Below are 14547 nucleotides of genomic sequence, written 5' to 3' on the forward strand. Positions count from 1 at the left end.
CCTCTGTGGTATCTGGCGTCGATACAATTCCACGCCTAGGATACGCGGCATGTTTTCAGGGGTTTTTTTGATGAACAAGACATTGGTTGTGTGTGCACTGAGCGCAGGTCTGCTGCTCGCCGGTTGTCAGTCGGTCAATACCACCAGCGGCGGCGCGGTGGGCGTTGAGCGCAAGCAGTACATGTTCAGTATGTTGTCGACCGACGAGGTCAACCAGATGTACGCCCAGTCTTATCAAAAGACTGTCGGCGAGGCGAACACCAAAGGCGTGCTGGACAAGACCAGTAACGAGGCCAAACGTGTCCAGGTCATTGCCGACCGGCTGATTGCCCAGGCGCCGATTTTCCGTCCGGATTCGGCCCAATGGAAGTGGGAAGTCAACCTGATCAAGAGCGATGAACTCAACGCCAACTGCGGGCCTGGCGGCAAGATCATTTTCTACACGGGGCTGATCGACAGCCTGCAACTGACCGATGACGAAATCGCCGCGATCATGGGTCACGAAATCGCCCACGCCCTGCGCGAGCATGGTCGTGAAGCGATGTCCAAGGCTTACGGCATCGAAATGGCCAAGCAGGGCGCCGGTGCCTTGTTCGGTCTGGGTCAGGACAGTCTGGCGCTGGCGGATACCGTGGCCAACTACGGCATGACCTTGCCCAACAGTCGCGCCAATGAAAACGAGGCGGACCTGATCGGTCTGGAACTGGCCGCTCGCGCCGGTTACAACCCGAACGCCGCGATCACCCTGTGGAACAAGATGACCAAGGCCTCGGAAGGCTCGCCGCCAGAGTTCATGAGCACTCACCCGGCGTCGTCGAGTCGTATTGCTTCGTTGCAGGCGGCGATTCCGAAAGTCATGCCGTTGTACGAGAAAGCCAGGAAATCCTGATGCACATGCGGTGCTGCCACTGACGCCTTCGTCGGAACGCCGCCCGGAGCAAGCCCGCTCCCACATTTGACCGAGTTCTTCCAGAGCATATGCGGTCGAATGTGGGAGCGGGCTTGCTCGCGAAGAACGATAACGCGGTCTACCGACCTACACCATCAAACCCACCCGCTGCTCTGCATCGCCTTGTACACCGCGACAATGGCGAGGATGAAGAATGCCGATGCCGCCAGGCGACGAATTAACGTCAACGGCAATTTATCCGCGGCAAAGTTACCCGCCAAAACCACTGGCACGTTGGCAATCAACATGCCGGCGGTAGTGCCGATGATCACCAGCCACAACTCCGGGTACTGCGCAGCGAGCATCACCGTGGCGACTTGAGTCTTGTCGCCCATCTCTGCAAGGAAAAACGCAATCAGCGTGGTCAGGAACGGTCCGAACTTGCGGGCGGTGCTGGCTTCGTCGTCATCCATCTTGTCTGGCACCAGGGTCCACAATGCGGTCGCGGTGAAGCTCGCGGCGAGGATCCAGTGCAGCGTCGCATTCGAGAAGAAACTACCGACCCAGGCGCCTACCGCGCCGGCTGCAGCGTGGTTGGCCAGGGTTGCAGCGACGATACCGGCGATGATCGGCCAGGGTTTGCGAAAGCGAGCGGCGAGAATGAGCGCGAGCAGTTGCGTCTTGTCGCCGATTTCGGCCAAGGCAACGATTGCGGTGGGAACGAGAAGTGAATCCAGCATCAGGGTTTTCCTAAGGGGCGGGTCGACACGGCTATGACACGTACAGCCTTCCCGCCCCGGGTAAGGTGTTCGTGTCATAGGTCTTGTCAAACCCTGCGATCCGTCTGATGCGGACGCTTGGGTCGCATACGCCATGGTCTGTTGACCAAGTATGTTGACGTATGCCGGACGAGCATGGCGCTCGTGGGAGACTACTCCCCTAGGACGGAGCGGATTCTGCCTAGGCAAAATCCGTTAGGCAAGCACTTATTTATCAGCCGCGTTTGGCCCGATAGATTCTGAAACCCTGTCCTTCGGCCTTGATTGCACACACGCCGAGGTGCTCTTCGATCAGCGGTTGATACTTCAGGAAGCTGTTCGCCACCAGGCGAAGTTCGCCGCCGTTTTTCAGATGTTTGGCTGCTTTTCGCAGCAAGTTCTCGGTGGCGAAGTAATCGGTGTGTACGCCGACATGGAACGGTGGGTTGCTCAAAATCGCACTCAAACCCATCGGTGCTGCGTCGATGCCGTCACCGGTAATCACATCAGCTTCCAGACCGTTGGCAGCCAATGTCAGGCGACTACTGGCAGCGGCAAACGCATCCACATCAAGCAAGGTGACCTGGTTGTGTGGATAACGACGTTTCACCGCTGCTCCCAACACACCGGCGCCGCAACCGAAGTCCAGCAAATGGCCGCTCGGCAATTTGTCCAGATGCTCCAGCAACAGCGCGCTGCCGCGATCCAGCCGACCGTGGCTGAACACGCCCGGCAGACTGATGACTTTTAGCGGACCTTCGGCCAGCGGCAACTCATACGTCTGGGCCAGGCTTTCCAGCGACTTGGCTTCTGGCGCAGTGGCGACGGTAACCAGCCAGAGTTGGCAATGACGCGCGCTGTCGAGCTTGCGCGGTTTGCCGAAGGGGTTCAGTTGCTTGGCTGCGCCTTCAATGCCGCTGCGTTTTTCACCCACCAGATACAGTTCACGACCGGCCAGTCTGGAGGCGAGGGCGTTGAGGATGTAGTCGGTCAGGTCCTTGGACTTGGGCAGAAACACCACGGCGGTGTCGAACGCGCGCTCCGTTACAGTCACACCGAAATGGCTGCGCTCGGCGAAGCGGGCGTCCAGCGCTGCTTGATCGCCGGCATGCCAGCACCAGCCATGAGCGTCGGGCAGACGGCCCAGCAGGTCATCGGCGGGCAAACCGGCCAGCAGCACCGAACCCTGGAATAACTCGGCCTGACGAAGCAGTACTTCACTGCGCGGATCCATACTCTGCTCCTGTGAAAAAAAGTGCCGCAGTCTATCAACTGACGACCCGCAGCGCTTTACCACCGAAGTATCCCTGCGCGTTTTCGGTCAACTGGCCCACGATCCGCTGGCGTGCCTCGCGACTGCCCCAGGCGTTGTGCGGGGTGACAATCAACCGTGGAATGTCATGGGCCAGCAGCGGATTGCCAGCGGTCGGTGGTTCGACACTCAACACGTCGGTGGCCGCGCCACCCAGGTGACCGTTGCGCAAGGCGTCGGCCAGGGCCTGTTCGTCGATCAGGCCGCCGCGTGCGGTGTTGACCACGAACGCACCGGGTTTCATCGAGGCCAGCTCACGGGCTCCGATAAAGTGGCGGGTGTGTTCGTTGAGCGGACAGTGCAGGGTCAGCGCGTCGATCTGCGGCAGCAGCTCCTCCAGTGGCAAACGATCCGGCCGGGCAGGGCGCCCGGGAATCTGACCGAGCAGTACACGCATGCCAAAGGCTTCGGCGAGTCGTGCGACCGCGCCGCCCAGTTCGCCGTGACCGAGCAGGCCGAGGGTTTTGCCTTCCAGTTCGACAATCGGGTAATCCAGCAGGCAGAACTGTTTCGCCTGCTGCCAGCGACCTTCGCCGACAGCCTTTTGATAATCGGCCAGGCGCGTTGCCAGATTGAGCAGCAACATGATCGTGTGCTGCGCCACCGACGGCGTACCGTAACCCTGGCAGTTGCAGACGGTAATCCCGTGGGCGCGGGCGGCGGCGAGGTCAACGTTGTTGGTGCCGGTGGCGGTGATCAGGATCAGCTTCAGCTCGGGGCTGGCAGCGATGGCGGCGGCGTCGATCAGGATTTTGTTGCTGATGGCAACGGTGGCGCCCTTGAGGCGTTCGATCACCTGGTCCGGCGTGGTCTGGGCGAAAAGCTGTAAGTTGCTGAAACACTCTTGCAGCGGGCTGAGGTCGAGGTCGCCCAGGTCCAGGGACGGGTGGTCGAGGAAAACGGCGCGGTGAGTGTTCGTCATCAACTGTACCTTTTGTGCAATGAACTGAAGGCGTAATCTGCCGAGCCTACCAGATGAAACACCTGTGGCGAGGGAGCTTGCTCCCGCTCGGCTGCGAAGCAGTCGTAAACCGGATGACACGGTATGTCTGGCAAAACGTGGTCGCCTGGGTTGGGGCCGCTGCGCAGCCCAGCGGGAGCAAGCTCCCTCGCCACATGTTTGGCGGATGCCACAGATTTGAGAGTTGGCACAGAAGTGAAGTCGACCTCAGAGCTTTTTATTGATCGCCCTGCCCAAAAAGGATCCCCCATGTACTGGACAGAGTTTTTGACCGTTGCCCTGATTCACTTGCTGGCCGTGGCCAGCCCCGGCCCGGACTTTGCGGTGGTAGTGCGTGAGAGCGTGACCCATGGTCGTCGCGCTGGCACCTGGACGGCGCTGGGTGTCGGCACGGCGATTTTCCTGCACGTCGGCTATTCGTTGCTCGGCATTGGCCTGATCGTGTCCCAGTCGATCGTGTTGTTTAATGCCCTGAAATGGGCGGCCGCCGCGTACCTGCTATACATCGGCTTCAAGGCCTTGCGAGCACAGCCGGCCCAACCTGCGGCTGACGATCTGCACAAGGAAGCGGGCGAGCGCACTGCTCGCGGCGCTTTCACTTCGGGTTTCGTGACCAACGGCCTGAACCCGAAAGCGACGCTGTTCTTCCTTTCGCTGTTCACCGTGGTGATCAATCCGCACACGCCGCTGGCGGTACAGGCGGGCTACGGCATCTACCTCGCGGTGGCCACCGCTGTGTGGTTCTGCCTGGTGGCGATGCTGTTCAGCCAGCAGCGCGTGCGCGCAGGTTTTGCCCGGATGGGCCACTGGTTCGATCGGACGATGGGTGCGGTACTGATCGCCATCGGTGTGAAACTCGCGTTTACCGAGATGCACTGAGGCCCTGTGAGGCGGCTAGCGATGTAGTACCAGCCGCTTGAAGCGTTTGAAGCTGGTTCTATTGAGGTGCCGCCAGGGAATCGAGCGCAACAGCTGCCAGGCTTCTTTCTTGTCTTCGACCACGGCATATTTGAGGGCCTTGTTTACCAGTTTGGTGCGGGCGCTCTGATAGCCGGGATGGTTCACGTACGGTTCGATGGCCGCAAGGTCCGCCTGGAGCAACATCCGGTATTTTCTCGACAGGTTGTTGGCATGGCGGCGATAGCGGGTCATGCAGATCGGCAATTCATGGATCTCATAACCCAGCCAGGCAATCCGCAACGTCATCTGAAAGTCCTGAACCCGCAGCTTCGGCGCGTAGAAGTCGGCACTTCGCATCGCTTTCATGCGATAGAGCGCAACAGGGGCGCCGATCACGACGGCACCTCTGAGGACCTGATCGAAGTTGTAGGTGTGGATCTTGTCGCGTTGTTGCTGCTTGATGGTGTTGCCATCGCTGTCCATGTAGCTGATCAGCGCACCCACGCAGCCGACATTCGGGTGCTTGCCCAGGTATTCGGCGCGAATACGCACTGACTCCGGCAGCATGATGTCATCCAGGTCCGGCGTCGACACATAGGTGCCTTTGGCGTATCGCAAGCCGTGGTTGAGCGCCGCGCTCACGCCCCGGTTCGGTTGCGAATACAGCTGGAAGTCATAGGTTTGTTGTAATCGCTTGAGTATGGCGCGGCTGTCGTCGCTGGACCCGTCATCCACGATGATGACTTCGAAGTTCGGGTAGTCCTGGGCGAAGATGCTCTTGATGGCGTCTTCCAGAAATCTTTGCATGTTGAAGCAGGGCGCCACGATGGAAACCAGGGGCGCTTGTGTCGATGGGGAGTTCTCGGGGGCGGTCAGTTCAATACTCATAGTTGTATGCGATACCGATGGCGTGTGACCAGACAGGTCCAGTGACAAGATCCTTCTCTTGAAGATGAGGTGGAGGGTTGGGCGACCTGGGCAACTGTTTGGCTGCCAACCGATCGGCTCATCGTGTCCGTATCGTATGTAGGGTCACAGACAAGTGTTGCGTGCATGCGTTTCAAAGTTTTACAGCGCAGATCCCGAATTCCCGACGAAACACGCCGGGTAGTGGCGCAAAGCTAGCATTTGTCCGGTTCTGCAAATCATTCCTTTGGCTGATTTGGCTGGCGTCCAAGGGCACTAAAGTGCTTACTTTCAGCCACGACCGTGCAGTCAGAAAAGGGACTCTTATGTTGCAGACTCGCGTTATCCCCCCAGCCGAAGGCGCTTACCAGTATCCGCTGCTGATTAAACGGCTGCTGATGTCCGGCGCTCGTTATGAAAAAACCCGCGAGATCATTTACCGCGACCAGTTGCGCTACAGCTACCCGACCCTGATCGAACGGGTCGCCAGGCTGGCCAACGTGCTCACGGCGGCCGGCGTCAAGGCCGGGGATACCGTGGCGGTGATGGACTGGGACAGCCATCGTTATCTGGAATGCATGTTCGCCATCCCGATGATCGGCGCGGTGATCCACACCATCAACGTGCGCCTGTCGCCGGAACAGATCCTCTACACCATGAACCACGCCGAGGACCGCTTTGTGCTGGTCAACAGCGAGTTCGTCGGGTTGTACCAGGCCATTGCCGGGCACCTGACCACGGTGGAGAAAACCCTGCTGCTGACCGACCTGCCGGAAAAAACCGCCGACTTGCCGAACCTCATCGGCGAGTACGAGCAGTTGCTGGCGGCGGCGAGCACGCAGTACGACTTCCAGGACTTCGACGAAAACTCGGTCGCGACCACGTTCTACACCACCGGCACCACCGGTAATCCCAAAGGTGTGTACTTCACCCATCGGCAACTGGTGCTGCACACCATGGGTGTGTCGACCATCATGGGCGCCATCGACAGCGTGCGGTTGTTGGGCACCAACGACGTGTACATGCCGATCACCCCGATGTTCCATGTGCACGCCTGGGGCTTGCCGTATGTGGCGACCATGCTCGGGCTCAAGCAGGTCTATCCCGGTCGCTATGACCCTGAGTACCTTGTGGAGCTGTGGCGCAAGGAGAAGGTCACCTTTTCCCATTGCGTGCCGACCATCCTGCAAATGGTCCTCAATTCCAAAGCAGCGCAAGGCACGGATTTCGGTGGCTGGAAAATCGTCATCGGCGGCAGTGCGCTGAACCGTGCGCTGTACGACGCGGCCAAGGCCAAGGGCATTCAACTGACCGCCGCTTACGGCATGTCGGAAACCGGGCCGTTGGTGTCGTGTGCCCACCTCAACGATGAGCTGATGGCCGGCACCGAAGACGAACGCACCACGTACCGGATCAAGGCCGGTGTGCCGGGACCATTGGTGGAGGCGGCGATCGTCGACACCGACGGCAACTTCCTGCCCGCCGATGGCGAGACCCAGGGCGAACTGGTGCTGCGTGCGCCGTGGCTCACCGAGGGCTATTTCAACGAACCGCAAAAGGGCGCCGAGCTCTGGGCCGGGGGTTGGCTGCACACCGGTGACGTAGCGACCCTGGACAGCATGGGTGTGATCGACATTCGCGACCGGATCAAGGATGTGATCAAGACCGGCGGCGAGTGGATCTCCTCCCTGGACCTTGAAGACTTGATCAGCCGCCACCCTGCGGTACGCGAAGTAGCAGTTGTGGGCATCGCCGATCCGCAGTGGGGCGAACGTCCGTTCGCATTGCTGGTGGTCCGCGAAGGCCATGTGATCGGGGCCAAGGAACTGAAGGAACACCTCAAGCCGTTCGTGGAACTGGGGCACCTGAGCAAGTGGGCCATCCCGAGCCAGATCGCCCTTGTTACTGAAATTCCCAAGACCAGTGTCGGCAAACTCGACAAGAAGCGCATTCGCGTCGACATCACCGAATGGCAAGCCAACAACAGCACTTTCCTCTCGACGCTTTAAGCGTCACCTGGCGTGCCCAAAAGGGCACGCCAGCCCCACCAAGCAAGCGCTTGGCTTGTCAAATCCGAATTTTCAGCCATCCTAGACGGGCCGACGGGTGTCGGCTTGGCAAAGGACTGTTCCAGAGTGGCTGGCAGCTACAAATCACACTTTAGAGGGATCAAGCAGTACTACCTGCTGGCTATAGTCCGCTCAAGGATTTTTAAGAACGGAGCAAACGCACACACCGGGGCGATGCAACTTTGGCATGACTTAGGGACACCTTGGCTCCCAGTCATCCACAGCGTTTTTAGAAGTACTCACTGCCATAACAATAATGCACATGGAGTAGCGTCGATGACATCAGTAAACCAGTTCTGGCGCCGGGCAAAACTGCCCCTGGCGGTCAGTCTTGCCTCTACGCTCGCCGGGCCAGCATTCGGCGTCAGTTTCAACGTTGGTGAAATCGAAGGTCAGTTCGACTCGTCCCTGTCGATCGGTGCCAGTTGGTCTACTGAAAATGCCAACAAGAACCTCATCGGCGTCAACAACGGCGGCCGCGGACTGTCCCAGACTTCCGACGACGGTCATCTGAACTTCAAGAGCGGCGAAACGTTCTCCAAGATCTTCAAGGGCATCCATGACCTTGAATTGAAATATGGCGACACCGGTGTTTTCGTCCGAGGCAAATACTGGTACGACTTCGAACTCAAGGACGAAAGTCGTCCGTTCAAGGACATCAGCGACAGCAACCGCAAGGAAGGCGCCAAGTCCTCCGGCGGCCAGATCCTCGACGCCTTCGTCTACCACAACTATTCCGTTGCCGATCAGCCGGGCTCCGTGCGTCTGGGCAAGCAAGTAGTGAGTTGGGGCGAAAGTACCTTCATCGGCGGCGGCATCAACTCGATCAACCCGATCGACGTGTCCGCGTTCCGTCGTCCCGGTGCCGAGATCAAGGAAGGCCTGATCCCGGTCAACATGTTCTACGTGTCCCAGAGCCTCACCGAGAACCTCTCGACCGAAGCCTTCTACCAGCTCGAATGGGACCAGACCGTTGTCGACAACTGCGGCACCTTCTTCTCGCAACCGGACGTGATTGCCGATGGTTGCGACAACAACCTGGCCGTACTGCGCACCCGTAACGGACTCAACAGCGCATTGACGGCTGCGGGGCTGCCGGCTTCGCTGCGTAACGCCAGCATCAACACCCTGGCTGCCAAAGGCGTGACCTGGGGCAACCCGGATGAAGGTGTAATCGTTCGTCGCGGTCCGGATCGCGATGCCCGTGACAGCGGTCAATTCGGCGTGTCCTTCAAATACATGTTCGATCCGCTGGACACCGAGTTCGGTGCCTACTTCATGAACTACCACAGCCGTGCGCCGATTTTCAGCGGCCAAGGTGCTCCGGCGAGCGCTTACAGCGCGGCGGGCCTGGTGGGTTCACTGAGGGCTGCGGGTGTTCCGGCCGGTGTCGCGGCAGGCCTGGCCCCGACCTTGCTGCCGTTGGTGGTGGCGGGTAACTCCAGCTACTACGTCGAGTACCCTGAAGATATTCGCCTGTATGGCTTGAGCTTCTCCACCACGTTACCTACAGGTACTGCGTGGAGTGGTGAAGTCAGCTATCGGCCGAATGCTCCGGTTCAGCTCAACACCACCGACATCCTGTTTTCCGGTCTGACGCCTCTGAACCGTAACGTTTCCGTGCTCCAGGGGACGCCAGGGCAGGATCAACAAGGCTATCGCCGCAAGGAAGTGACCCAGCTCCAGACCACCCTTACTCACTTCTTCGACCAGGTGATGGGCGCCGAGCGACTGACGCTGGTTGGCGAGGTCGGCTTTACTCACGTTGGCGGTCTGGAAAGCAGTAACAAAGCGCGTTACGGCCGTGACCCGAGCTACGGCCCTGGCCCATTGCCGAGTGGCCAGTGCGTGGCATTGAACACCTCAACCCTGGCAGGCGGACCGCAAAACAACGTCAGTCGCTACTGCGAAAACGACGGGTTCACCACTGCAAACTCCTGGGGTTACCGCGGTCGTGCCATCTGGGAATACAACGACGTATTCGCCGGTGTGAACCTCAAACCGAACGTCGCCTGGTCTCATGACGTGGAAGGCTACTCGCCTGGCCCTGGCGGCAACTTCGAGGAAGGTCGCAAAGCGGTGAGCCTGGGCGTCGATGCCGAGTACCAGAACACCTACACCGCGAGCCTGGCTTACACCAACTTCTTTGATGGCAAGTACACCACCGTCGATGACCGCGATTTCGTTGCGCTCAGCTTCGGCGTGAACTTCTAAGCACTGCATTATCAGGACGAACACACCTATGAAAATAACAAAGAGTCTGTTCCACGTCGGTGTTCTGGGGCTTTCGCTGCTGGCGACCGGCGTCATGGCGGCGGTCCCTGCGGCCGAAGCGGACAAACTGGGCAAGAGCCTGACCCCGATGGGCGCCGAGATGGCGGGCAACGCTGACGGATCGATCCCGGCCTGGAAGCCGATGGCGAAAAACGCCGGCACCGTCGACAGCAAAGGTTTCCTGTCCGACCCGTTCGCCAGTGAAAAACCACTGTTCACCATCACGGCGCAGAACGTCGACCAGTACAAGGACAAACTCGCACCGGGCCAGTACGCGATGTTCAAGCGCTACCCGGAAACCTTCAAGATGCTGGTCTACCCGTCCCATCGCGGCGCGACCGTGCCGGATGCCGTGTTTGCCTCCATCAAGAAAAACGCCACCGCCACTAACCTGGTGTCCGGCGGCAACGGTCTGGAGAACTTCGAAACCGCAATCCCATTCCCGATTCCGAAGACCGGCGTCGAAGTCATCTGGAACCACATCACCCGCTATCGCGGTGGCAGCGTGACCCGTCTGGTGACCCAGGCCACGCCGCAGCCGAACGGCTCGTACAGCCTGGTGTACTTCCAGGATCAGTTCGTGTTCCGCGACAAGATGAAGGATTACGATCCGGCGAACCCGGGCAACATCCTGTTCTACTTCAAGCAGAAAGTGACCGCGCCGGCACGTCTGGCCGGTGGTGTGCTGCTGGTGCACGAAACCCTCGACCAGGTGAAAGAACCACGTTCGGCGTGGGTCTACAACGCTGGTCAGCGTCGTGTGCGTCGCGCACCACAAGTGTCCTATGACGGGCCGGGTACCGCAGCCGATGGCCTGCGTACCTCTGACAACCTGGACATGTACAACGGTGCACCGGATCGTTACGACTGGAAGCTCGAAGGCAAGAAAGAGATGTACATCGCCTCCGACGCCTACAAACTCGACTCGCCGCAACTCAAGTACGACGACATCATCAAGGCCGGTCACATCAACCAGGACCTGGCGCGTTACGAGCTGCGCCGGGTCTGGCATGTGGTGGCTACCTTGAAGGAAGGTCAGCGCCACATCTATGCCAAGCGTGACTTCTACATCGACGAAGATACCTGGCAAGCGGCCGTGATCGACCACTACGACGGTCGTAATCAACTGTGGCGTGTGGCGGAAGCTCACGCCCAGAACTACTACAACGTTCAAGTGCCGTGGTACACCCTGGAAACCTTGTACGACCTGCAATCGGGCCGCTACCTGGCGCTGGGCATGAAGAACGAAGAGAAATCGGCGTATGACTTCGGCTTCACCGCCACCACCAGCGACTTCACTCCGGCCGCTCTGCGCCAGGATGGTGTTCGCTAAGCTGCCCTGAACAGAGGCCGCATCCTCGAGAAACGCCCCGACTGGTTCGGGGCGTTTTTTTTTTGGCCATAACAATCCGTTGTAGCAGCTGTCGAGCCTGCGAGGCTGCGTCCGGCTGCGCAGCAGTCGTGAAGTCAAACGCAGCGATGTTTCAGGACAACCTTGCATTCAGGTTTTACGACTGCTGCGCAGCCGGACGCAGCCTCGCAAGCTCGACAGCTGCTACAAGGTGAGCTCAGATCAGGCGGACACCTTTGCTTGTATTCTTTTTGTAGCCATTTGTAGCAATAACCTTCAATCCCTCTTCGTTTACCGCTAGGCTGCGGACATCTGCAACGCCGCCAACCGCCATTCAAACAAGAGCCGGCCATGACTGATCTGTCCCCACCCCCGGGCCCTGCAAGCGTTGCCGTCGCGGCACTGGACGGGCGTTTTTTTCGGCCTCCGTTGCCCGACGGCCATGTGCTGCGGCCTCGTCTGTGCGAGCGCCTGAGTGCGGGTCTCGGTGGCAGGCTGTTGCTGGTCAGCGCACCGGCGGGGTTTGGCAAGAGTTCGTTGGCGGTGGAGTTCTGTCAGGGCTTGCCGGCTCACTGGCAAAGTCTGTGGCTGGGGTTGAGTCCGAGAGACAGCGATCCCGGACGTTTTCTCGAGCGGTTGCTCGAAGGCCTGCAGGACTTTTTTCCGCAATTGGGCAGCAAGTCCCTGGGCCTGCTGAAAATGCGCCAGCGGCACCAGCCGTTTGCCTTTGAAGAATGGCTGGACGGTTTGCTCGATGAGTTGGCCGTGCACCTGTCCGCGAGTACGCCCCTGCTGTTGGTGCTGGATGACTACCATCTGGCGCAGGGTCCGGTTCTCGATCGCTGCCTGCAATTTTTCCTCAATCACCTGCCTGACGGCTTGCTGGTCATGGTCACCAGTCGGCAGCGGCCGGACTGGCATCTGGCGCGCCTGCGGCTGTCGCGGCAACTGCTCGAGTTGAATGAACAGGACTTGCGCCTGACTCACGACGAAGCCCTGACCCTGCTTGATCGGCACAGCAGCTCCTTGCGTGGCGAAGCGCTGGAGAGCCTCATCCAGCGCAGCGAAGGTTGGGTTGCCGGGCTGCGTTTCTGGCTGCTGGCGGCGTCTGAAGCGGGCTCCCAGGGTGCTTTGCCGCAGGCCTTGCATGGCGGGGAAGGGCTGATCCGCGATTATCTGCTCGAAGAAGTCATCGATTGTCTGCCCGCCGAGGTGCAGTCATTCCTTTACGACACAGCACCTCAGGAACGCTTTTGCAGCGAACTGTGCGACGCCGTTCGCGAAGCCCATGACAGTGCCGAGATCCTGCGTTTTCTGCTGGCCCATCAGGTGTTCCTGGTACCACTGGATGAAAACGGTCACTGGTATCGCTACCACCATTTGTTTTCCGACCTGTTGCGCACCCGGCCCACCGCGCAAGCGATGGTACCGGCGGCCAGCCTGCACCTGCGCGCCTGTCGCTGGTTCAATGCCCAGGGGCTGCTCGACGAGGCGGTTGAGCAGGCATTGCGTGCCGGGCACCTGGACGTCGCGGCGAACCTGGTGCAGAACCTGTCCGAAGAACAACTGCTGGCCGAACAGAACGTCGGCATGTTGCTGCGCTGGAAAATGGACTTGCCCGACAGCCTGCTGATCAGCACGCCACGGCTGATCGTGCTGTACAGCTGGGCGTTGGGGCTGGCCTGTCAGCTGGATGCCGCCGAGGAGCTGGCCAGTCATTTGAGTCGCTTCCTGCCGGCCCCATCGGCCACTGCGCAGAAATCCATGCTGGCGCAATGGCTGGCCCTGAGCGGGATCATCGCTCGCGGGCGCGGCAATCGCGAGCTGACGCTGCTCTATTGCACTGAAGCGCAGCAGAGCCTGCCCGCCAAACGCTACGGGCAACGCCTGATGTGCCTCTCGACCCTGTCCAACCTGGCCATTGCCGACGGCGACTTGTGGCGTGCCCGCGGGTTGAACCGTGAATCTCTGGAGTTGGCGCAACGGGTTGGCAACCCGCTGTTCGAAGCGCTGGCCCATTACGACCGCGCTCGCGTGCTGCAAGCGCGAGGGGAAATCCTTCGTGCGCTGGATGAAGTGCGCCAGGGGCTGCAACGCCTGCAACCGTTATCCCCGCAACGGCTCTATGCGGTACGCGCCCGACTGACCTTGTACGAAGGCTTTTTGTTAGCCCTGCGCTTGCAGCCCCAAGCCGCACGGGCACGCTTGCAAGCCGGTTTGAATGAAGCACGCGCCTGTCGCGATATCAGCGTATTGATCGGCCACTGTGTGATCGCCAGGCTTGAGGGCATCAGCGGCGAATTCGCCAAAGCCTTCGCTGAACTCGCCGAAGCCGAGCGCCTGATGCACATCTGGGACGTGCCACCGATCTACTACCTGGCGATGATCACCCTGGTCAAATGTGAACTTTGGCTGGCTCAGGGGCGTACCGATCTGGCCGAAGCCTGGCTCGCTCGCTTGGGCCAGACCTACAACGGCGAACACGCGGCAGCCCCTCCGGAGTTCCATCCGCAACTGCCGCTGCATATCGAGTTGCAGCAAGCCTTGCTGGAGGTCATTCAGGGGCAGCCGATGCTGGCCGAAGGACGATTGAACGCGTTGCTTGAGCATGGGCAGCAAACCGGCAGGCAGCTGCTCAGCGTGATGGCACTGACTCAGAAAGTGACGTTATTGCTGGGGTGCGGACGCGAACCCGAGGCCCGCAAGGCCCTGAGTCAGGCGCTGGAAGCGGCGGCCGGTGGAGTGCTGCAACCGTTTGACAGGTTGTTGGCTGAACATTCGGACTGGCTGCGTAACCAACTTCAATTCGGTGCGCCGACGCCTGTGTCTCAGAGCCTTGCAGAAAAACTTCCGACAGTGGCAGCCCGTCCTGCAGTGGAGTCAACTGCCGTGGCGGAACAACTGAGTACTCGGGAAATGGCAGTCCTGCGCCTGATCGCCCAAGGCTGCTCGAATCAGGAAATCAGTGATCAGCTGTTTATCTCGCTGCACACGGTGAAAACCCATGCCAGCCATATCAACAGCAAGCTTGGGGTTGAACGGCGCACGCAGGCGGTGGCGCGGGCGAAGGAGTTGGGGGTGTTGGGGTAGCTGAAACCCGACTGCGCTCACCACAGCAAAACGCCCC

Annotated in this window: 10 protein-coding genes and 1 riboswitch; of the genes, 6 read left to right on the forward strand and 4 right to left on the reverse strand. The window is 59.9% G+C overall.

The features are described from left to right. The first annotated feature begins 70 nt into the window (after positions 1–70). Positions 71–889 (forward strand): M48 family metallopeptidase, encoded by an 819-nt coding sequence (locus tag KGB23_RS01720; protein WP_223429652.1) that lies wholly within the window; start codon positions 71–73, stop codon positions 887–889. Positions 890–1044: 155 nt separating this feature from the next. Here KGB23_RS01720 and KGB23_RS01725 read toward each other — a convergent pair whose 3' ends face one another. The 3 genes from KGB23_RS01725 to KGB23_RS01735 all read right to left on the reverse strand — a co-directional run bounded on the left by KGB23_RS01725 (position 1045) and on the right by KGB23_RS01735 (position 3881). Continuing rightward, positions 1045–1629, reverse strand: a complete 585-nt coding sequence (locus KGB23_RS01725) for a TMEM165/GDT1 family protein (RefSeq protein WP_008155932.1) — start codon at positions 1627–1629, stop codon at positions 1045–1047. Between the two features lie 89 nt (positions 1630–1718). Beyond that, positions 1719–1841, reverse strand: a riboswitch (yybP-ykoY riboswitch). 41 nt (positions 1842–1882) lie between these two features. Continuing rightward, positions 1883–2881 (reverse strand): class I SAM-dependent methyltransferase, encoded by a 999-nt coding sequence (locus KGB23_RS01730; protein ID WP_223429653.1) that lies wholly within the window; start codon positions 2879–2881, stop codon positions 1883–1885. Positions 2882–2915: 34 nt separating this feature from the next. After that, complete coding sequence (locus tag KGB23_RS01735; protein WP_223429654.1) at positions 2916–3881, reverse strand: 2-hydroxyacid dehydrogenase; 966 nt, start codon at positions 3879–3881, stop codon at positions 2916–2918. Between the two features lie 288 nt (positions 3882–4169). On the opposite strand from KGB23_RS01735, the gene KGB23_RS01740 reads away from it, so the two are divergent. Beyond that, positions 4170–4799, forward strand: coding sequence for a LysE family translocator (locus tag KGB23_RS01740; RefSeq protein WP_046048281.1), 630 nt, complete (start codon positions 4170–4172; stop codon positions 4797–4799). 15 nt (positions 4800–4814) lie between these two features. On the opposite strand, the gene KGB23_RS01745 is transcribed toward KGB23_RS01740, so the two are convergent. Further along, entirely contained in the window at positions 4815–5708 is an 894-nt protein-coding gene (locus KGB23_RS01745) for a glycosyltransferase family 2 protein (RefSeq protein ID WP_223429655.1), read from the reverse strand. Positions 5709–6052: 344 nt separating this feature from the next. Between KGB23_RS01745 and KGB23_RS01750 the strand changes: the two genes are divergently transcribed. The 4 genes from KGB23_RS01750 to KGB23_RS01765 all read left to right on the forward strand — a co-directional run bounded on the left by KGB23_RS01750 (position 6053) and on the right by KGB23_RS01765 (position 14510). After that, positions 6053–7735, forward strand: a complete 1683-nt coding sequence (locus tag KGB23_RS01750) for a fatty acid--CoA ligase (protein WP_033061300.1) — start codon at positions 6053–6055, stop codon at positions 7733–7735. A gap of 336 nt (positions 7736–8071) precedes the next feature. Further along, positions 8072–10009: a DUF1302 domain-containing protein gene (locus KGB23_RS01755; RefSeq protein WP_223429656.1), complete on the forward strand. Its 1938-nt coding sequence runs from the start codon at positions 8072–8074 to the stop codon at positions 10007–10009. Positions 10010–10037: 28 nt separating this feature from the next. Then, positions 10038–11402, forward strand: a complete 1365-nt coding sequence (locus KGB23_RS01760) for a DUF1329 domain-containing protein (protein ID WP_223429657.1) — start codon at positions 10038–10040, stop codon at positions 11400–11402. 369 nt (positions 11403–11771) lie between these two features. Next, the gene (locus KGB23_RS01765; RefSeq protein WP_223429658.1) at positions 11772–14510 is read left to right on the forward strand and encodes a LuxR C-terminal-related transcriptional regulator; all 2739 of its coding nucleotides are present in this window, start codon (positions 11772–11774) and stop codon (positions 14508–14510) included. Positions 14511–14547 lie beyond the last annotated feature (37 nt).

The sequence above is a fragment of the Pseudomonas sp. GL-B-26 genome, from assembly GCF_019947405.1.
Lineage (GTDB): Bacteria > Pseudomonadota > Gammaproteobacteria > Pseudomonadales > Pseudomonadaceae > Aquipseudomonas.